General features: G+C 33.5%; 16 protein-coding genes, 1 other RNA gene and 1 pseudogene. 17 read left to right on the top strand and 1 reads right to left on the bottom strand.

The genetic code is table 11. The features are described 5' to 3' along the window. The first annotated feature begins 44 nt into the window (after positions 1-44). From gap to ssrA, 11 genes are all read left to right on the top strand, one after another. The gene (gene gap, locus JV528_RS07935; RefSeq protein WP_000279414.1) at positions 45-1055 is read left to right on the top strand and encodes a type I glyceraldehyde-3-phosphate dehydrogenase; all 1011 of its coding nucleotides are present in this window, start codon (positions 45-47) and stop codon (positions 1053-1055) included. A 138-nt stretch (positions 1056-1193) separates the two neighbouring features. After that, positions 1194-2384, top strand: a complete 1191-nt coding sequence (locus tag JV528_RS07930) for a phosphoglycerate kinase (RefSeq protein WP_001074749.1) — start codon at positions 1194-1196, stop codon at positions 2382-2384. Positions 2385-2505: 121 nt separating this feature from the next. Next, positions 2506-3267 carry a triose-phosphate isomerase gene (tpiA, locus tag JV528_RS07925; protein WP_001260089.1) on the top strand — a complete coding sequence of 254 codons (762 nt, stop codon included), beginning with the start codon at positions 2506-2508 and terminating at the stop codon, positions 3265-3267. A 2-nt stretch (positions 3268-3269) separates the two neighbouring features. Further along, positions 3270-4787, top strand: a complete 1518-nt coding sequence (gene gpmI / locus JV528_RS07920) for a 2,3-bisphosphoglycerate-independent phosphoglycerate mutase (protein ID WP_001085505.1) — start codon at positions 3270-3272, stop codon at positions 4785-4787. 129 nt (positions 4788-4916) lie between these two features. Continuing rightward, positions 4917-6221, top strand: coding sequence for a surface-displayed alpha-enolase (gene eno / locus JV528_RS07915; RefSeq protein ID WP_001121760.1), 1305 nt, complete (start codon positions 4917-4919; stop codon positions 6219-6221). Positions 6222-6545: 324 nt separating this feature from the next. Continuing rightward, entirely contained in the window at positions 6546-7004 is a 459-nt protein-coding gene (locus JV528_RS07910; protein WP_000785251.1) for a hypothetical protein, read from the top strand. A gap of 66 nt (positions 7005-7070) precedes the next feature. Continuing rightward, complete coding sequence (gene secG / locus JV528_RS07905) at positions 7071-7304, top strand: preprotein translocase subunit SecG (RefSeq protein ID WP_000556760.1); 234 nt, start codon at positions 7071-7073, stop codon at positions 7302-7304. 128 nt (positions 7305-7432) lie between these two features. Then, positions 7433-8173: an alpha/beta hydrolase gene (locus JV528_RS07900; RefSeq protein WP_001165970.1), complete on the top strand. Its 741-nt coding sequence runs from the start codon at positions 7433-7435 to the stop codon at positions 8171-8173. A gap of 33 nt (positions 8174-8206) precedes the next feature. Further along, the gene (gene rnr, locus JV528_RS07895; RefSeq protein ID WP_204177177.1) at positions 8207-10579 is read left to right on the top strand and encodes a ribonuclease R; all 2373 of its coding nucleotides are present in this window, start codon (positions 8207-8209) and stop codon (positions 10577-10579) included. A 21-nt stretch (positions 10580-10600) separates the two neighbouring features. After that, positions 10601-11065: an SsrA-binding protein SmpB gene (gene smpB, locus JV528_RS07890; RefSeq protein WP_001085185.1), complete on the top strand. Its 465-nt coding sequence runs from the start codon at positions 10601-10603 to the stop codon at positions 11063-11065. A 90-nt stretch (positions 11066-11155) separates the two neighbouring features. Continuing rightward, positions 11156-11517, top strand: a transfer-messenger RNA (tmRNA) gene (ssrA, locus tag JV528_RS07885). Between the two features lie 474 nt (positions 11518-11991). Here ssrA and JV528_RS07880 read toward each other — a convergent pair. Beyond that, a complete protein-coding gene (locus JV528_RS07880; protein WP_000757410.1) occupies positions 11992-12717 on the bottom strand; it encodes a DUF5067 domain-containing protein in 726 nt (241 codons plus the stop codon). 434 nt (positions 12718-13151) lie between these two features. Here JV528_RS07880 and JV528_RS07875 point away from each other — a divergent pair. From JV528_RS07875 to emp, 6 genes and pseudogenes are all read left to right on the top strand, one after another. Then, positions 13152-13307 (top strand): annotated as a pseudogene (locus tag JV528_RS07875) (hypothetical protein). Positions 13308-13314: 7 nt separating this feature from the next. After that, positions 13315-13836 carry a hypothetical protein gene (locus JV528_RS07870; RefSeq protein WP_000608194.1) on the top strand — a complete coding sequence of 174 codons (522 nt, stop codon included), beginning with the start codon at positions 13315-13317 and terminating at the stop codon, positions 13834-13836. A 138-nt stretch (positions 13837-13974) separates the two neighbouring features. Next, the gene (locus JV528_RS07865) at positions 13975-14505 is read left to right on the top strand and encodes a GNAT family N-acetyltransferase (protein ID WP_001167173.1); all 531 of its coding nucleotides are present in this window, start codon (positions 13975-13977) and stop codon (positions 14503-14505) included. A gap of 262 nt (positions 14506-14767) precedes the next feature. Next, the gene (clfA, locus tag JV528_RS07860; protein WP_204177178.1) at positions 14768-17713 is read left to right on the top strand and encodes an MSCRAMM family adhesin clumping factor ClfA; all 2946 of its coding nucleotides are present in this window, start codon (positions 14768-14770) and stop codon (positions 17711-17713) included. A 220-nt stretch (positions 17714-17933) separates the two neighbouring features. Further along, positions 17934-19448, top strand: coding sequence for a von Willebrand factor binding protein Vwb (gene vwb, locus JV528_RS07855; RefSeq protein ID WP_000791734.1), 1515 nt, complete (start codon positions 17934-17936; stop codon positions 19446-19448). A 352-nt stretch (positions 19449-19800) separates the two neighbouring features. Beyond that, positions 19801-20820, top strand: coding sequence for an extracellular matrix protein-binding adhesin Emp (gene emp, locus JV528_RS07850; RefSeq protein WP_000727722.1), 1020 nt, complete (start codon positions 19801-19803; stop codon positions 20818-20820). Positions 20821-21039: the final 219 nt, after the last annotated feature.

The following is a 21039-nucleotide window of genomic DNA, read 5'->3' as shown; positions in this document are numbered from 1 at the left end:
AAGTTTAATACTTTTTAAATATCATTTTAAAGGAGGCCATTATAATGGCAGTAAAAGTAGCAATTAATGGTTTTGGTAGAATTGGTCGTTTAGCATTCAGAAGAATTCAAGAAGTAGAAGGTCTTGAAGTTGTAGCAGTAAACGACTTAACAGATGACGACATGTTAGCGCATTTATTAAAATATGACACTATGCAAGGTCGTTTCACAGGTGAAGTAGAGGTAGTTGATGGTGGTTTCCGCGTAAATGGTAAAGAAGTTAAATCATTCAGTGAACCAGATGCAAGCAAATTACCTTGGAAAGACTTAAATATCGATGTAGTATTAGAATGTACTGGTTTCTACACTGATAAAGATAAAGCACAAGCTCATATTGAAGCAGGTGCTAAAAAAGTATTAATCTCAGCACCAGCTACTGGTGACTTAAAAACAATCGTATTCAACACTAACCACCAAGAGTTAGACGGTTCTGAAACAGTTGTTTCAGGTGCTTCATGTACTACAAACTCATTAGCACCAGTTGCTAAAGTTTTAAACGATGACTTTGGTTTAGTTGAAGGTTTAATGACTACAATTCACGCTTATACAGGTGATCAAAATACACAAGACGCACCTCACAGAAAAGGTGACAAACGTCGTGCTCGTGCAGCAGCAGAAAACATCATCCCTAACTCAACAGGTGCTGCTAAAGCTATCGGTAAAGTTATTCCTGAAATCGATGGTAAATTAGATGGTGGTGCACAACGTGTTCCTGTAGCTACAGGTTCATTAACTGAATTAACAGTAGTATTAGAAAAACAAGACGTAACAGTTGAACAAGTTAACGAAGCTATGAAAAATGCTTCAAACGAATCATTCGGTTACACTGAAGACGAAATCGTTTCTTCAGACGTTGTAGGTATGACTTACGGTTCATTATTTGACGCTACACAAACTCGTGTAATGTCAGTTGGCGACCGTCAATTAGTTAAAGTTGCAGCTTGGTATGATAACGAAATGTCATATACTGCACAATTAGTTCGTACATTAGCATACTTAGCTGAACTTTCTAAATAATTTTAGTATAGTTTTTATTCAAATACGCTAGTGCTCAGAACTATTTAGCATTAATTAAAGCTTATGAGTAAGCGGGGAGCACAAACGCTTCTCCGCTTATTTTTATATAAAATTTCCTAATTACAAGGAGGAAACACCATGGCTAAAAAAATTGTTTCTGATTTAGATCTTAAAGGTAAAACAGTCCTAGTACGTGCTGATTTTAACGTACCTTTAAAAGACGGTGAAATTACTAATGACAACCGTATCGTTCAAGCTTTACCTACAATTCAATACATCATCGAACAAGGTGGTAAAATCGTACTATTTTCACATTTAGGTAAAGTAAAAGAAGAAAGTGATAAAGCAAAATTAACTTTACGTCCAGTTGCTGAAGACTTATCTAAGAAATTAGATAAAGAAGTTGTTTTCGTACCAGAAACACGTGGCGAAAAACTTGAAGCAGCTATTAAAGACCTTAAAGAAGGAGACGTATTATTAGTTGAAAATACACGTTATGAAGATTTAGACGGTAAAAAAGAATCTAAAAATGATCCAGAATTAGGTAAATACTGGGCATCTTTAGGTGATGTGTTTGTAAATGATGCTTTTGGTACTGCGCATCGTGAGCATGCATCTAATGTTGGTATTTCTACACACTTAGAAACTGCAGCTGGATTCTTAATGGATAAAGAAATTAAGTTTATTGGTGGCGTAGTTAACGATCCACATAAACCAGTTGTTGCTATTTTAGGTGGAGCAAAAGTATCTGACAAAATTAATGTCATCAAAAACTTAGTTAACATTGCCGATAAAATTATCATCGGCGGAGGTATGGCTTATACTTTCTTAAAAGCGCAAGGTAAAGAAATTGGTATTTCATTATTAGAAGAAGATAAAATCGACTTCGCAAAAGATTTATTAGAAAAACATGGTGATAAAATTGTATTACCAGTAGACACTAAAGTTGCTAAAGAATTTTCTAATGATGCCAAAATTACTGTAGTACCATCTGATTCAATTCCAGCAGACCAAGAAGGTATGGATATTGGACCAAACACTGTAAAATTATTTGCAGATGAATTAGAAGGTGCGCACACTGTTGTATGGAATGGACCTATGGGTGTATTCGAGTTCAGTAACTTTGCACAAGGTACAATTGGTGTATGTAAAGCAATTGCAAACCTTAAAGATGCAATTACGATTATCGGTGGCGGTGATTCAGCTGCAGCAGCAATTTCTTTAGGTTTTGAAAATGACTTCACTCATATTTCAACTGGTGGCGGAGCGTCATTAGAGTACTTAGAAGGTAAAGAATTGCCTGGTATCAAAGCAATCAATAATAAATAATAAAGTGATAGTTTAAAGTGATGTGGCATGTTTGTTTAACATTGTTACGGGAAAACAGTCACAAGATGACATCGTGTTTCATCACTTTTCAAAAATATTTACAAAACAAGGAGTGTCTTTAATGAGAACACCAATTATAGCTGGTAACTGGAAAATGAACAAAACAGTACAAGAAGCAAAAGACTTCGTCAATGCATTGCCAACATTACCAGATTCAAAAGAAGTAGAATCAGTAATTTGTGCACCAGCAATTCAATTAGATGCATTAACTACTGCAGTTAAAGAAGGAAAAGCACAAGGTTTAGAAATCGGTGCTCAAAATACGTATTTCGAAGATAATGGTGCGTTCACAGGTGAAACGTCTCCAGTTGCATTAGCAGATTTAGGCGTTAAATACGTTGTTATCGGTCATTCTGAACGTCGTGAATTATTCCACGAAACAGATGAAGAAATTAACAAAAAAGCGCATGCTATTTTCAAACATGGAATGACTCCAATTATTTGTGTTGGTGAAACAGACGAAGAGCGTGAAAGTGGTAAAGCTAACGATGTTGTAGGTGAGCAAGTTAAGAAAGCTGTTGCAGGTTTATCTGAAGATCAACTTAAATCAGTTGTAATTGCTTATGAACCAATTTGGGCAATCGGAACTGGTAAATCATCAACATCTGAAGATGCGAATGAAATGTGTGCATTTGTACGTCAAACTATTGCTGACTTATCAAGCAAAGAAGTATCAGAAGCAACTCGTATTCAATATGGTGGTAGTGTTAAACCTAACAACATTAAAGAATACATGGCACAAACTGATATTGATGGGGCATTAGTAGGTGGCGCATCACTTAAAGTTGAAGATTTCGTACAATTGTTAGAAGGTGCAAAATAATCATGGCTAAGAAACCAACTGCGTTAATTATTTTAGATGGTTTTGCGAACCGCGAAAGCGAACATGGTAATGCGGTAAAATTAGCAAACAAGCCTAATTTTGATCGTTATTACAACAAATATCCAACGACTCAAATCGAAGCGAGTGGCTTAGATGTTGGACTACCTGAAGGACAAATGGGTAACTCAGAAGTTGGTCATATGAATATCGGTGCAGGACGTATCGTTTATCAAAGTTTAACTCGAATCAATAAATCAATTGAAGACGGTGATTTCTTTGAAAATGATGTTTTAAATAATGCAATTGCACACGTGAATTCACATGATTCAGCGTTACACATCTTTGGTTTATTGTCTGACGGTGGTGTACACAGTCATTACAAACATTTATTTGCTTTGTTAGAACTTGCTAAAAAACAAGGTGTTGAAAAAGTATACGTACACGCATTTTTAGATGGTCGTGACGTAGATCAAAAATCCGCTTTGAAATACATCGAAGAGACTGAAGCTAAATTCAATGAATTAGGTATTGGTCAATTTGCATCTGTGTCTGGCCGTTATTATGCAATGGACCGTGACAAACGTTGGGAACGTGAAGAAAAAGCTTACAATGCTATTCGTAACTTTGATGCCCCAACTTATGCAACTGCTAAAGAAGGTGTGGAAGCAAGTTATAATGAAGGCTTAACTGACGAATTCGTAGTACCATTCATCGTTGAGAATCAAAATGACGGTGTTAATGATGGAGATGCAGTGATCTTCTATAATTTCCGACCTGATAGAGCAGCACAATTATCGGAAATTTTTGCGAACAGAGCATTCGAAGGCTTTAAAGTTGAACAAGTTAAAGATTTATTCTATGCAACATTCACTAAGTATAATGACAATATCGATGCGGCTATCGTTTTCGAAAAAGTCGATTTAAATAACACAATTGGTGAAATTGCACAAAATAACAATTTAACTCAATTACGTATTGCAGAAACTGAAAAATATCCTCACGTTACTTACTTTATGAGTGGTGGACGTAATGAGGAATTTAAAGGTGAACGCCGTCGTTTAATTGATTCACCTAAAGTTGCAACGTATGACTTGAAACCAGAAATGAGTGCTTATGAAGTTAAAGATGCATTATTAGAAGAGTTAAATAAAGGTGACTTGGACTTAATTATTTTAAACTTTGCTAACCCTGATATGGTTGGACATAGTGGTATGCTTGAGCCGACTATCAAAGCAATCGAAGCGGTTGATGAATGTTTAGGTGAAGTCGTTGATAAAATTTTAGACATGGACGGTTATGCAATTATTACTGCTGACCATGGTAACTCTGATCAAGTATTGACGGATGATGATCAACCAATGACTACGCATACAACGAACCCAGTACCAGTGATTGTAACAAAAGAAGGCGTTACACTTAGAGAAACTGGTCGCTTAGGTGACTTAGCACCTACATTATTAGATTTATTAAATGTAGAACAACCTGAAGACATGACAGGTGAATCTTTAATTAAACACTAATATTGTAAAAGATGTTAAGTAAACGCTTAATGACACTTATTTTTTGAAAATAATAGTAATATCATTTTGTTAAATGAAAGAATAAAGCTATAATAATTATAGAATAACTATTTAAAGGAGATTATAAACATGCCAATTATTACAGATGTTTACGCTCGCGAAGTCTTAGACTCTCGTGGTAACCCAACTGTTGAAGTAGAAGTATTAACTGAAAGTGGCGCATTTGGTCGTGCATTAGTACCATCAGGTGCTTCAACTGGTGAACACGAAGCTGTTGAATTACGTGATGGAGACAAATCACGTTATTTAGGTAAAGGTGTTACTAAAGCAGTTGAAAACGTTAATGAAATCATCGCACCAGAAATTATTGAAGGTGAATTTTCAGTATTAGATCAAGTATCTATTGATAAAATGATGATCGCATTAGACGGTACTCCAAACAAAGGTAAATTAGGTGCAAATGCTATTTTAGGTGTATCTATCGCAGTAGCACGTGCAGCAGCTGACTTATTAGGTCAACCACTTTACAAATATTTAGGTGGATTTAATGGTAAGCAGTTACCAGTACCAATGATGAACATCGTTAATGGTGGTTCTCACTCAGATGCTCCAATTGCATTCCAAGAATTCATGATTTTACCTGTAGGTGCTACAACGTTCAAAGAATCATTACGTTGGGGTACTGAAATTTTCCACAACTTAAAATCAATTTTAAGCAAACGTGGTTTAGAAACTGCAGTAGGTGACGAAGGTGGTTTCGCTCCTAAATTTGAAGGTACTGAAGATGCTGTTGAAACAATTATCCAAGCAATCGAAGCAGCTGGTTACAAACCAGGTGAAGAAGTATTCTTAGGATTTGACTGTGCATCATCAGAATTCTATGAAAATGGTGTATATGACTACAGTAAGTTCGAAGGCGAACACGGTGCAAAACGTACAGCTGCAGAACAAGTTGACTACTTAGAACAATTAGTAGACAAATATCCTATCATTACAATTGAAGACGGTATGGACGAAAACGACTGGGATGGTTGGAAACAACTTACAGAACGTATCGGTGACCGTGTACAATTAGTAGGTGACGATTTATTCGTAACAAACACTGAAATTTTAGCAAAAGGTATTGAAAACGGAATTGGTAACTCAATCTTAATTAAAGTTAACCAAATCGGTACATTAACTGAAACATTTGATGCAATCGAAATGGCTCAAAAAGCTGGTTACACAGCAGTAGTTTCTCACCGTTCAGGTGAAACAGAAGATACAACAATTGCTGATATCGCTGTTGCTACAAACGCTGGTCAAATTAAAACTGGTTCATTATCACGTACTGACCGTATTGCTAAATACAATCAATTATTACGTATCGAAGATGAATTATTTGAAACTGCTAAATATGACGGTATCAAATCATTCTATAACTTAGATAAATAATCATTTTAAACATTAAGTACTGCCATAATTTTAGTTGAGGATTATTATGTCGGTATAAATTGAATAAAGTTTTTGAGTTCACGCTTTTATTTATAACCTGCCACAGAGTTGAGACTGTGGTAGGTTTTTTATTTTGAAGTATTATTCGTAATAGACTAATAATCAGGAGGTAACTAATAACACATATTTAACTTGTATTCTTAAACTGGTATAATAAATTTATGTTGAAATGAATATTGTATGACAGGGTATTCACTTTTATTAAAAGGTAAAAATTAAATAAAGGTTTTATAGAACGTATTTAAATATATGAGGAGTAAACAAATGGCTGATAGAACGAATAAAGAAATTAAAACAGGACGCTTTATTGCAACTGCATCAATCGTATTCTCAATATTGTTGATTATTCATTACTTTGTTTCGTTGGATAATGCGACTGCCAAAGCATTACTCAATTTAACGAATCAAAACACTTCAGATAAAGCGATAGATTACATTTTAAACAGCTTTAGATTCACTGGTATTATGTATATTTTGGCTTATCTAGCAGGCTTCATCACTTTTTGGAATCGACATACTTATGTGTGGTGGTTTATGTTTGCAGTTTATGTATCAAATAGTTTGTTTACGTTGATTAATTTATCAATCACAATTCAAGCAATAAAAGCTGCACACGGTGCGTACTTAACATTGCCAATTTTAATTGTTATTATAGGTTCGATTGCATTAGCGATTTATATGCTTGTTGTTTCTATCAAACGTAAAAGTACATTTAATCGCTAGAAAATTGATTTTAACAATAAAAATATGATATACTACTTGTCGTATATAAGGAACGGAGGACAATTTATGCATACATTTTTAATCGTATTATTAATCATTGATTGTATTGCATTAATAACTGTTGTACTACTCCAAGAAGGTAAAAGCAGTGGACTTTCAGGTGCCATCAGTGGTGGTGCTGAGCAGTTATTCGGTAAACAAAAACAACGTGGCGTCGATTTATTCTTAAATAGATTAACAATTATTTTATCAATATTATTTTTTGTACTTATGATTTGCATAAGTTATCTTGGTATGTAAGGTCCGGCGATGTAAATGTCGGGCTTTTTTATTTATAATTAGAATAATAAAGGACTCATGTTCAATTATTAGAAACATATTGTTTAATTAAGTACGTTTGTTAATTGTGAAAAAGGAGCGTTAGATTTATGCAAATAAAGTTACCAAAGCCTTTCTTTTTTGAGGAAGGTAAACGTGCCGTGTTATTACTACATGGTTTTACAGGCAATTCGTCTGATGTTCGTCAATTAGGTCGATTTTTACAAAAGAAAGGTTATACATCGTATGCACCGCAATATGAAGGCCATGCAGCACCACCAGAAGAGATACTTCAATCAAGTCCTTTTGTTTGGTTTAAAGATGCCTTAGATGGCTATGACTACCTTGTTGAACAAGGTTATGATGAAATCGTTGTTGCTGGCTTGTCATTAGGTGGCGATTTTGCATTAAAATTAAGCTTAAATCGAGATGTAAAGGGTATTGTAACGATGTGTGCTCCTATGGGTGGCAAAACTGAAGGTGCCATTTATGAAGGCTTTTTAGAATATGCACGCAATTTTAAAAAGTATGAGGGTAAAGATCAAGAAACGATTGATAACGAAATGCATCATTTCAAACCAACTGAAACTTTAAAAGAATTAAGTGAAGCATTAGATACGATTAAAGATCAAGTTGATGAGGTGTTTGACCCAATTTTAGTGATTCAAGCAGAAAACGACAATATGATTGATCCACAATCCGCAAATTATATATATGAACATGTAGACTCTGACGAAAAAGATATCAAATGGTATAGTCAGTCAGGACATGTTATTACAATTGATAAAGAAAAAGAACAAGTTTTCGATGATATTTATCAATTTTTAGAGTCATTAGACTGGTCAGAATAAAAAGAGATTTTAACATTAGAAAGGAGGGGCATAATGAATTTAAAGCAATCAATAGAAGAGATTATTAATCAACCTGAATATGAACCTATGTCAGTGTCAGATTTTCAAGATGCATTAGGTTTAAGCAGTGCCGACTCGTTTAGAGATTTAATTAAGGTGCTTGTGGAGTTAGAACAATCAGGATTAATCGAACGTTCGAAAACAGATAGATACCAAAAAAAGCATAGTTCCAAAGGTCAATCGAAATTAATTAAAGGAACATTAAGTCAAAACAAAAAAGGTTTTGCTTTCCTAAGACCTGAAGACAAAGATATGGAAGATATATTTATTCCCCCAACAAAAATTAATCGTGCCTTGGATGGAGATACTGTTATTGTAGAAATCCATCAATCAAAAGGTGAGCATAAAGGTAAAATTGAAGGGGAAGTTAAGTCAATTGAGAAGCATTCAGTAACTCAAGTGGTTGGTACGTATAGTCAGGCTAGACATTTTGGTTTTGTCATTCCAGATGATAAACGAATTATGCAAGATATTTTCATTCCTAAAGGTCAAAGCTTAGGTGCAGTAGATGGACACAAAGTATTAGTTCAAATTACTAAGTATGCTGACGGTTCAGATAATCCAGAAGGACATATTTCTGCTATTTTAGGACATAAAAATGATCCTGGCGTAGATATTTTATCTATTATCTATCAACATGGCATAGAAATTGAATTTCCTGATGAAGTGTTACAAGAAGCTGAAGCAACACCAGACAATATAGAAGATAGTGAAATTAAAGGACGTCATGATTTACGTAATGAATTGACCATCACTATTGATGGCGCGGATGCTAAAGACTTAGATGACGCAATTAGTGTTAAAAAGTTAGCGAACGGTAATACACAATTAACTGTAAGTATTGCTGATGTCAGCTATTATGTAACAGAAGGTTCTGCATTGGATAAAGAGGCTTATGATAGAGCTACAAGTGTATATCTTGTTGACCGTGTAATTCCAATGATTCCACATCGATTAAGTAATGGTATTTGTTCATTGAATCCTAATGTTGATCGTTTAACTTTAAGCTGTCGCATGGAAATCGATGATAGTGGTCGCGTTGTAAAACATGAAATCTTTGATAGTGTGATTCATTCTGATTATCGAATGACGTATGATGCGGTAAATCAGATTATTACTGAAAAGGATCCTACGATTCGAAAGCAGTATAATGAAATTACGCCTATGCTAGATTTAGCACAAGATTTATCAAATCGTTTAATTCAAATGAGAAAACGCCGTGGTGAAATTGATTTCGATATTAGCGAAGCGAAAGTACTAGTTAACGAAGATGGTATACCTACAGATGTTCAATTGAGGCAACGTGGTGAAGGCGAACGTCTTATTGAGTCATTTATGTTAATTGCAAATGAAACAGTTGCTGAACATTTTAGTAAGTTAGATGTACCATTTATTTACCGAGTGCATGAGCAACCTAAATCAGATCGCTTAAGACAATTCTTTGATTTTATTACAAACTTTGGCATCATGATTAAGGGTACTGGCGAAGATATTCATCCAACAACACTTCAAAAGGTTCAAGAAGAAGTAGAAGGTCGACCTGAACAAATGGTCATTTCAACAATGATGTTACGTTCAATGCAACAAGCGCATTATGATGATGTGAACTTGGGACATTTTGGCTTATCAGCTGAATATTATACGCATTTTACATCACCAATTAGACGTTATCCTGATTTAACAGTTCATCGTTTAATCCGTAAGTATTTAATTGAGAAATCAATGGATAACAAAGAAGTGAAGCGTTGGGAAGACAAATTGCCTGAGTTAGCTGAACATGCTTCTAAACGTGAACGTCGTGCTATTGAGGCAGAACGTGACACTGATGAATTGAAAAAAGCAGAATATATGATTCAACATATTGGTGATGAATTTGAAGGTATTGTCAGCTCAGTAGCTAACTTCGGTATGTTCATTGAATTGCCAAATACGATAGAAGGTATGGTTCATATTGCGAATATGACTGATGATTATTACCGTTTTGAAGAGCGTCAAATGGCATTAATTGGTGAGCGTCAAGCTAAAGTATTTAGAATTGGTGACACAGTTAAGGTCAAAGTGACGCATGTTGATGTAGATGAACGATTAATTGATTTTCAAATTGTAGGCATGCCTTTACCGAAAAATGATCGATCACAGCGCCCAGCGCGAGGTAAGACAATACAAGCTAAAACGCGTGGTAAATCATTAGATAAATCGAAATCTGATGATAAAGGTCATAAGAAAAAAGGTAAGCAACGTAAAGGTAAAAATGAACGTAAAAATGACAAATCAGGAAACAGTAAATATAAGCCATTTTATAAAGATAAAAGTGTGAAAAAGAAAGCACGTCGTAAGAAAAAATAAGCAGCAATGAGGTGAGTATGAATGGCTAAGAAGAAATCACCAGGTACATTAGCGGAAAATCGTAAAGCTAGACATGATTATAATATTGAAGACACGATTGAAGCGGGAATTGTATTGCAAGGCACAGAAATAAAATCAATTCGCCGAGGTAGTGCTAACCTTAAAGATAGTTATGCGCAAGTTAAAAACGGTGAAATGTATTTGAATAATATGCATATAGCACCATACGAAGAAGGGAATCGTTTTAATCACGATCCTCTTCGTTCTCGAAAATTATTATTGCATAAGCGTGAAATCATTAAATTGGGTGATCAAACACGTGAGATTGGTTATTCGATTGTGCCGTTAAAGCTTTATTTGAAGCATGGACATTGTAAAGTATTACTTGGTGTTGCACGAGGTAAGAAAAAATATGATAAACGTCAAGCTTTGAAAGAAAAAGCAGTCAAACGAGATGTTGCGCGCGATATGAAAGCCCGTTATTAAGCGATTTAGTTGCTTAATCGGGCTATATTTGATATAGTTATATGTGCTTTTGTAAATTACAAAAGTATGATTTGTTTGATTTATTATTTCGGGGGCGTTTCTGGATTCGACAGGGGTCCCCCGAGCTCATTAAGCGTGTCGGAGGGTTGTCTTCGTCATCAACACACACAGTTTATAATAACTGGCAAAACAAACAATAATTTCGCAGTAGCTGCCTAATCGCACTCTGCATCGCCTAACAGCATTTCCTATGTGCTGTTAACGCGATTCAACCTTAATAGGATATGCTAAACACTGCCGTTTGAAGTCTGTTTAGAAGAAACTTAATCAAGCTAGCATCATGTTGGTTGTTTATCACTTTTCATGATGCGAAACCTTTCGATAAACTACACACGTAGAAAGATGTGTATCAGGACCTCTGGACGCGGGTTCAAATCCCGCCGTCTCCATAAAAATATGCTTGGAAACCTTGATTTAATGGGGTTTTAATCTAGCAAGTGTCAAATATGTGTCAAGAAAATAATTTTCTGACACGTTGACCTTGCTCTTTTTTATGTATTTTATCTTTTCTTGTGAGGAAGGTTAAATTAGCTGTGTACGTTGATATGTTAGTATCTGCTTAGGTTCAAATTTTTATGAATAAAAATTAATAGTTGAGTACATATAAGATTTTGCGTTAAAGATTGAAAGAATGTGTGTCAAATAAGTGTCAAAAAAGTTGAGCTTTGAGTTTTAATATTGTTCATAAAAAAATTCTTTATACAAGATAATTCTTTATCCAAAACAACAAAAAAGAGTAGGCGAGCTACTCTTTTTTATTATATTTAACAATTAAATTAGTATGTCATTATGAGTGTAAGTAAGCTAATCTATAATGACAATAATAACAACAAAGATTATAACGTTGAATGCGAGCATTCATAAATTTATACTTCATTTAAAGCACTATCGTCATCTTTTTGCTTTTCTTTTTCTTTCTCTCGTTCTTGTTCTTTTTTGTACTCTTCTTCAAATTCTTTTTCTTTCTTTTCTACTTCTTCTCTTGTTTCCGCTCTATGAGAAAAATCTTCGGTTTTAAGTTTACTATATTTGAATGATTTAGAATCAACTGTTTTATCTTCTGAGTATTTATGGACATTTAAATTAATATTTCCATCACCTCTTAACTCATAGATAAACATGGCTTGTGCAGTTTTGCCTTTTTTAATTTGATCTTGGTTATGTTCTGTCCAAGCTTTATATTTTTTATCACTTAATAGATAACCATCTCTTAATTTATTTACTGTATTTTTATCATCTTGAGTGATATTAATATAGTCATGAGAAATAGAAGATGGATTTAAATCTTTATCGTCTTTTTTAGCAGTAATTTCCATTTTAAAAGCGATATATTTCTTTTTCTCATCTTTTTCATTGATGATAAACGGTTCTTTTATTTTAGCTTCAAATTTGTCACTAACAATAGTATCGCCTTTAATTTTTATATCCATATTTTTTTTGCTTTTAAATTCTTTAAGTTCTTCATTTAATTCTTCATTGTCACTTTCTTTCTTTTTGTGACTAGTGCTCTCTTTTTTTGCACTATCTTGATGATGTCCACAAGCACCTAAAATAAGTGTACTTGCTAATAATATCCCCATTACTTTTTTCATTTAACATGTCTCCTTTATTTCGCAAAAATTTATTTTAAAAACTCTAAACGACTTATCGTTTTGAGTAATTAAACAAAGTTGATATTTTGTGAGATTCTAAGATGATATTAAATAATTCTTGTAATAATGATTCTATGTATTGTTGGAATAAATTAATGGAACTATAATTACTAATATTATATTACTTTTATTGATAGAAATATATTACTTTTTTAAAAAACTTGTAATATATCGAAAGATTTAAATGTAAAATTTTGATTTGTTAAGAAATTGCGTTTATAAAAATAAAAAAATCAACTTATTTGTATGAGATGAATATGTATTGAAGAAGATGTGTTATTAAATTGGAAAATACAGGTCAAAGATGGGAACTCTCAAAAGCGTTATTGTATTTTTTAGTCAATGCAAATAGATTTCCATAATAATAAACGTACTTGATGGTTAAAAAATTACTTAAGGCTATATAGCAAAACTTTTTATATGAGCAGTCGAATATAACGTTTAAAATGATTCTTTTTGGATATAAACGATTAAGTAAAATGATTTTTCAGTTTGAAATTAATCATATAAATATCTTAAGGGAAGGTTGATATCTTAATGATTAATATTATTTCAGCTTTAGGGTCTATTGGAACATTTATTATGGCTTTATTTTATTTTGTATCAGTTTCAGTTCAACTTTATCAAATGAAAATTAGCTTTCTGCCAGCTTTAGGTTTTAACCAAATTTTATTAGAAAGGGAGGGGGATCAACTTAATATAATGAATTCGGCAACAGATGAGCATCATCATAAAGATTATATTAAACTATATAATTTAGGTGGCGGTGCTGCTAAAAAAATTGCAATAGAGGTTTTATTGGGTAATGATAAAGTCATTCAGAAAAAATACGTGAATATTTTACCTAGTAAAGAAGGATACATGTTACCAATTAATAAAAATGTGTACGAAGAATTAGAAAGAACGATTGAGAATAATGGTTATGAAGCTGATTTGAATGTACGTATGACTTATTATCATAATGTAAGTCGCAAACAACAGGAAGTTATATTAAAAGGTCAAATCGACCGTTTTAATACTTATAATAATAAAGAAATTTATGATTTGCAGTTTATCTAAAAATTGATTTAAGAGGGTAGTTGTTTATTGCGAAAAATATCATTCAATTTTAATGAAATAATGGCGTCATTACTATAAAATATTACTTTATGTTGTAATGCATTTTTCTATAAGATAGAACTAAAAGGAGGGGCAAAGATGCAAATTAGACAAATACATCAACATGACTTTGCTCAAGTTGACCAGTTAATTAGAACGGCATTTGAAAATAGTGAACATGGTTATGGTAATGAATCAGAACTAGTAGACCAAATTCGTCTAAGTGATACGTATGACAATAACTTAGAATTAGTAGCTGTTCTTCAAAATGAAGTTGTAGGGCACGGTTTACTAAGTGAAGTTTATCTTGATAACGAGACACAACGGGAAATTGGATTAGTGTTAGCACCTGTATCAGTTGATATTCATCATCAAAATAAAGGTATTGGGAAGCGATTGATTCAAGCATTAGAACGAGAAGCAATATTAAAAGGATATAATTTTATCAGTGTATTAGGATGGCCGACGTATTATGGCAATCTAGGATATCAACGCGCAAGTATGTACGACATTTATCCACCATATGATGGTATACCAGATGAAGCGTTTTTAATTAAAGAATTAAAAGTGAACAGTTTAGCGGGAAAAACAGGTACCATAAATTACACATCTGCTTTTGAAAAAATATGATTTCAAGCTAGGATTACATTAGGCAGAGTTCATATTAATAATACAAATTGTTTACAATGAAATCGTGTGTTGTCGTTTGCAATTTTTAAAATAGCAATAAATAAAATGTTTGTTAGTAAAGTATTATTGTGGATAATAAAATGTCGATACAAATTAATTGCTATAATGCAATTTTAGTGTATAATTGCATTAATGGAGATTAAATATATCTTTAAAGGGTATATAGTTAATATAAAATGACTTTTTAAAAAGAGGGAATAAAATGAATATGAAGAAAAAAGAAAAACACGCAATTCGGAAAAAATCGATTGGCGTGGCTTCAGTGCTTGTAGGTACGTTAATCGGTTTTGGACTACTCAGCAGTAAAGAAGCAGATGCAAGTGAAAACAGTGTTACGCAATCCGATAGCGCAAGTAACGAAAGCAAAAGTAGTGATTCAAGTAGCGTTAATGCTGCACCTAAAACAGACAACGCAAACGTGAGTGATACTAAAACAACGTCAAACACTAATAATGGCGAAACGAGTGTGGCGCAAAATCCAGCACAACAGGAAACGACACAATCAGCATCAACAAATGCAACTACGGAAGAAACACCGGTAACTGGTGAAGCTACTACTACGGCAACGAAGCAAGCTAATACACCGGCAACAACTCAATCAAGCAATACAAATGCGGAGGAATTAGTGAATCAAACAAGTAATGAAACGGCTTCTAATGATACTAATACAGTATCATCTGTAAATTCACCTCAAAATTCTACAAATGCGGAAAATGTTTCAACAACGCAAGATACTTCAACTGAAGCAACACCTTCAAACAATGAATCAGCTCCACAGAGTACAGATGCAAGTAATAAAGATGTAGTTAATCAAGCGGTTAATACAAGTGCGCCTAGAATGAGAGCATTTAGTTTAGCGGCTGTAGCTGCAGATGCACCGGCTGCTGGCACAGATATTACGAATCAGTTGACAGATGTGAAAGTTACTATTGACTCTGGTACGACTGTGTATCCGCACCAAGCAGGTTATGTCAAACTGAATTATGGTTTTTCAGTGCCTAATTCTGCTGTTAAAGGTGACACATTCAAAATAACTGTACCTAAAGAATTAAACTTAAATGGTGTAACTTCAACTGCTAAAGTGCCACCAATTATGGCCGGAGATCAAGTATTGGCAAATGGTGTAATCGATAGTGATGGTAATGTTATTTATACATTTACAGACTATGTTGATACTAAAGAAAATGTAACAGCTAATATTACTATGCCAGCTTATATTGACCCTGAAAATGTTACAAAGACAGGTAATGTAACATTGACAACTGGCATAGGAACCAATACTGCTAGTAAGACAGTATTAATCGACTATGAGAAATATGGACAATTCCATAATTTATCAATTAAAGGTACGATTGATCAAATCGATAAAACAAATAATACGTATCGCCAAACAATTTATGTCAATCCAAGCGGAGATAACGTTGTGTTACCTGCCTTAACAGGTAATTTAATTCCTAATACAAAGAGTAATGCGTTAATAGATGCAAAAAACACTGATATTAAAGTTTATAGAGTAGATAATGCTAATGATTTATCTGAAAGTTATTATGTGAATCCTAGCGATTTTGAAGATGTAACTAATCAAGTTAGAATTTCATTTCCAAATGCTAATCAATACAAAGTAGAATTTCCTACGGACGATGATCAAATTACAACACCGTATATTGTAGTTGTTAATGGTCATATTGATCCTGCTAGCACAGGTGATTTAGCACTACGTTCGACATTTTATGGTTATGATTCTAATTTTATATGGAGATCTATGTCATGGGACAACGAAGTAGCATTTAATAACGGATCAGGTTCAGGTGACGGTATCGATAAACCTGTTGTTCCTGAACAACCTGATGAGCCTGGTGAAATTGAACCAATTCCAGAGGATTCAGATTCTGATCCAGGTTCAGATAGTGGTTCAGATTCTAATTCAGATAGCGGTTCAGATTCGGGTAGTGATTCTACATCAGATAGTGATTCAGATTCAGCGAGTGATTCAGATTCAGCGAGTGATTCAGATTCAGCGAGTGATTCAGATTCAACGAGTGATTCAGATTCAGCAAGCGATTCAGATTCAGCGAGTGATTCAGATTCAGCAAGCGATTCAGACTCAGACAGTGACTCAGACTCAGATAGCGATTCAGATTCAGATAGCGATTCAGACTCAGACAGTGACTCAGACAGTGATTCAGATTCCGACAGCGACTCAGATTCCGATAGCGATTCCGACTCAGATAGCGACTCAGATTCAGATAGCGATTCCGACTCAGATAGCGACTCAGACTCAGACAGTGACTCGGATTCAGATAGCGATTCTGACTCAGACAGTGACTCGGATTCAGATAGCGATTCCGATTCAGATAGCGATTCAGACTCAGACAGTGACTCGGATTCAGATAGCGATTCAGATTCCGATAGTGACTCAGACTCAGACAGCGATTCCGACTCAGACAGCGATTCCGATTCAGACAGTGACTCGGATTCAGATAGCGATTCCGATTCCGACAGCGACTCAGACTCAGACAGCGATTCCGATTCCGACAGTGATTCAGACTCAGACAGCGACTCAGATTCAGATAGCGATTCGGATTCAGATAGTGACTCAGATTCAGATAGCGATTCAGAATCAGATAGTGATTCCGATTCCGACAGCGACTCTGACTCAGACAGTGACTCAGATTCAGATAGCGATTCCGACTCAGATAGTGATTCCGATTCCGACAGCGACTCAGATTCAGCGAGTGATTCCGACTCAGGTAGTGACTCAGATTCAGCGAGTGATTCCGACTCAGGTAGTGACTCAGATTCAGCGAGTGATTCCGACTCAGGTAGTGACTCAGATTCATCAAGTGATTCAGACTCAGACAGTGCCTCTGATTCAACGAGTGACACAGAATCAGACAACGACTCTGACTCAGAAAGTGATTCAAATAGCGATTCCGACTCAGGTTCTAACAATAATGTAGTTCCGCCTAATTCACCTAAAAATGGTACAAATGCTTTTAATAAAAATGAGGCTAAAGATAGTAAAGAGCCATTACCAGATACAGGTTCTGAAGGTGAAGCGAATTCGTCACTAATTTGGGGATTATTAGCATCATTAGGTTCATTACTACTTTTCAGAAGAAAAAAAGAAAATAAAGATAAGAAATAAGTAATAATGATATTAAATTAATCATATGATTCATGAAGAAGCCACCTAAAAAGGTGGCTTTTTTACTTGGGTTTTCCAAATATATTGTTTGAATATAATTAATAATTAATTCATCAACAGTTAATTATTTTAAAAAGGTAGATGTTATATAATTTGGCTTGGCGAAAAAATAGGGTGTAAGGTAGGTTGTTAATTAGGGAAAATTAAGGAGAAAATACAGTTGAAAAATAAATTGCTAGTTTTATCATTGGGAGCATTATGTGTATCACAAATTTGGGAAAGCAATCGTGCGAGTGCAGTGGTTTCTGGGGAGAAGAATCCATATGTATCAAAAGCGTTAGAATTAAAAGGGACAAGTAATAAATCAAATACTTATGAAAATTATAGAGAGAGTTTAGAAAACTTGATTTTTTCATTATCTTTTGCTGATTATGAAAAATATGAAGAGCCAGAATACAATAACGCTGTAAAAAAATATCAACAAAAATTTATGGCGGAAGATGATGCTTTAAAGACATTTTTAAGTGAAGAAAAGAAGCTGGAAAAAACAGATAGCAGTAGAAATTCCAATGGTTTACTAGGTTTAACACATGAACGATACACTTATATTTTCGATACATTAAAGAAAAACAAACAAGAGTTTTTACAAGAAATTCAAGAAATAAATTTGAAAAATAGTGATTTAAAAGATTTTAATGATACTGAGCAATATAATGCTGACGTAGAAATAAACAATTTAGAAAATAAAGTATTAATGTTAGGTTATACATTCTTTAGTACATATAAAGATGAAGTTGAAGAATTATATAGTGAGTTAGATTTAATTGTTGGAGAAGTTCAAGATAAGTCAGATAAAAAAAGAGCTGTGAATCAAAGAATGCTAAGTAGAAAAAAAGAGGATTTGGAATCTATTATAGATAAATTTTTCAAAGAGATTAAACAAGAACGTCCAGAAAATATACCTGCATTAACTAGTGATAAAAATCATAATCAATCTATGGCATTAAAATTAAAGTCGGATACAGAAGCTGCTAAAACTGATGTTTCAAAAAGAAGTAAAAGAAGTTTAGAATCTCAAAAATATAAATCTACATCAAAAGAAGTCTCTGAACAACAAAAAGCTGACTACGAAAGAAAAGCTAAAGAAAGAAAAGAAAGATTTCTAGATAGACAAAAAAGTAAAAAAGAACCGGTTGTATCATTAGAATATGATTTTGAACACAAGCAACGTTTTAATAACGCAAATGAAAAACAACTTGTTGTTTCTGCGCCAACAAAGAAACCGACACCACCTACATATACTGAAACGACTACACAGGTTCCAATGCCTACAGTAGAACGTCAAACTCAAGAACAAATTGTTTATAAAGCACCGAAGCAATTGGCTGGATTAAATGGTGAAAGTCATGATTTCTCTACAACGCATCAAACACCAACAACTTCAAATCATACTCACAATAATGTTGTAGAATTTGAAGAAACGTCGGCTTTACCTGGTAGAAAAACAGGTTCTTTAGTTGGTTTGAGTCAAATCGATTCATCTCATTTAACTGAACGTGAAAAACGTGTGATTAAGCGTGAACATGTTAGGGAAGCTCAGAAATTAGTTGAAAACTATAAAGATACACATAGTTATAAAGACCGTTTGAATGCCCAACAAAAAGTAAATACTTTAAGTTCAGGTCATCAAAAACGTTTTAATAAACAAATCAATAAAGTATATAATGGCAAATAATATTAATGTATGGCTGCAAAGCAAATAATGAGTTTGCCGTAAAAATAACAACATTTTAAACTAGCAATAAATAATATCAAAGTCATCATTTCAATGATGCAATCTAGTATAGTCCACATTCTAAACAGGTGTGGACTATTACTTTTTTTACTTTATATTACGAAAAAATTATTATGCTTAACTATCAATATCAATAATTAATTTTAAGCTGAAAAACAATAAAAATGTTAAGACAACGTTTACTTCAAGTTAATTATTATACTGAAAATTCTGGTATATAATGCTGTTAGTGAATATAACAGGAAAATTAAATTGGTTATAATATTGAGTCTATATAAAGGAGAAATAACAGATGAAAAAGAAATTATTTGTTTTAACTATGAGCACGCTATTTGCTACACAACTTATCAATTCAAATCACGCTAATGCATCAACAGAAAGTGTTGATAAAAACTTTGTAGTTCCAGAATCAGGAATTAATAAAATTATTCCAGCTTACGATGAATTTAAGAGTGCACCAAAAGTAAATGTTGGAAGTTTAGCTGACAACAAAAACTTTATAGCTTCTGAAGACAAATTGAAAAAGATTTCGGATCCTTCAGCAGCAAGTAAAATTGTAGATAAAAACTTTGCCGTACCAGAATCAAAGTTAGGAAACATTGTACCAGAGTACAAAGAAATCAATAATCGCGTGAATGTAGCAACAAACAATCCAGCTTCACAACAAGTTGATAAGCATTTTGTTGCTAAAGGCCCAGAAGTAAATAGATTTATTACGCAAAACAAAGTAAACCACCACTTCATTACTACGCAAACCCACTACAAGAAAGTTATTACTTCATACAAATCAACACATGTACATAAACATGTAAATCATGCAACGGATTCTATTAATAAACACTTTATTGTTAAACCATCAGAAGCACCTAGATATACACACCCATCTCAATCTCTAATGATAAATCATTATTTTGCAGTGCCTGGATATCACGCGCATAAATTTGTAACACCAGGGCATGCTAGCATTAAAATTAATCACTTTTGTGTTGTGCCACAAATAAATAGTTTCAAGGTAATTCCACCATATGGTCACAATTCACATCGTATGCATGTACCAAGTTTCCAAAATAATACAACAGCAACACATCAAAATGCTAAAGTAAATAAAGCATATGACTATAAATACTACTATTCTTATAAAGTAGTTAAAGGTGTGAAGAAATATTTCTCATTTTCACAATCAAATGGTTATAAAATTGGTAAACCATCATTAAATATCAAAAATGTAAATTATCAATATGCTGTTCCAAGTTATAGCCCTACACACTACGTTCCTGAATTTAAGGGTAGCTTACCAGCACCACGAGTATAAATATTGGCACTAAGTTTACGAGATATGATAAATACCTATTATTTTAAATATAGTCTACAATCTATGTGGTTGTAGGCTGTATTTTTTTACGCTAAGTGATATACATCTATCAACAAATTATTTTGCTTTTCTACTTTGAAAGTTGAATAGTAAAATAATCTTAAATAATCATTTTATTAATTAATATAAATATAAGACTCGATAAAGTCCGTATAATTG

It is taken from the genome of Staphylococcus sp. GDB20D11A (assembly GCF_016893255.1).
Classification (GTDB): domain Bacteria; phylum Bacillota; class Bacilli; order Staphylococcales; family Staphylococcaceae; genus Staphylococcus; species Staphylococcus aureus.
Note: the sequence above shows the minus strand (reverse complement) of the source record. Positions and strands in the feature narration are given on the sequence as shown.

Coding starts and splice junctions, on each gene's coding strand:
- JV528_RS07865 (WP_001167173.1), top strand. CDS start 13,975: ATGCAAATTAGACAAATACATCAACATGACTTTGCTCAAGTTGACCAG.
- tpiA (WP_001260089.1), top strand. CDS start 2,506: ATGAGAACACCAATTATAGCTGGTAACTGGAAAATGAACAAAACAGTA.
- JV528_RS07930 (WP_001074749.1), top strand. CDS start 1,194: ATGGCTAAAAAAATTGTTTCTGATTTAGATCTTAAAGGTAAAACAGTC.
- secG (WP_000556760.1), top strand. CDS start 7,071: ATGCATACATTTTTAATCGTATTATTAATCATTGATTGTATTGCATTA.
- gpmI (WP_001085505.1), top strand. CDS start 3,270: ATGGCTAAGAAACCAACTGCGTTAATTATTTTAGATGGTTTTGCGAAC.
- JV528_RS07910 (WP_000785251.1), top strand. CDS start 6,546: ATGGCTGATAGAACGAATAAAGAAATTAAAACAGGACGCTTTATTGCA.
- eno (WP_001121760.1), top strand. CDS start 4,917: ATGCCAATTATTACAGATGTTTACGCTCGCGAAGTCTTAGACTCTCGT.
- JV528_RS07900 (WP_001165970.1), top strand. CDS start 7,433: ATGCAAATAAAGTTACCAAAGCCTTTCTTTTTTGAGGAAGGTAAACGT.
- JV528_RS07870 (WP_000608194.1), top strand. CDS start 13,315: ATGATTAATATTATTTCAGCTTTAGGGTCTATTGGAACATTTATTATG.
- emp (WP_000727722.1), top strand. CDS start 19,801: ATGAAAAAGAAATTATTTGTTTTAACTATGAGCACGCTATTTGCTACA.
- clfA (WP_204177178.1), top strand. CDS start 14,768: ATGAATATGAAGAAAAAAGAAAAACACGCAATTCGGAAAAAATCGATT.
- gap (WP_000279414.1), top strand. CDS start 45: ATGGCAGTAAAAGTAGCAATTAATGGTTTTGGTAGAATTGGTCGTTTA.
- rnr (WP_204177177.1), top strand. CDS start 8,207: ATGAATTTAAAGCAATCAATAGAAGAGATTATTAATCAACCTGAATAT.
- JV528_RS07880 (WP_000757410.1), bottom strand. CDS start 12,717: ATGAAAAAAGTAATGGGGATATTATTAGCAAGTACACTTATTTTAGGT.
- smpB (WP_001085185.1), top strand. CDS start 10,601: ATGGCTAAGAAGAAATCACCAGGTACATTAGCGGAAAATCGTAAAGCT.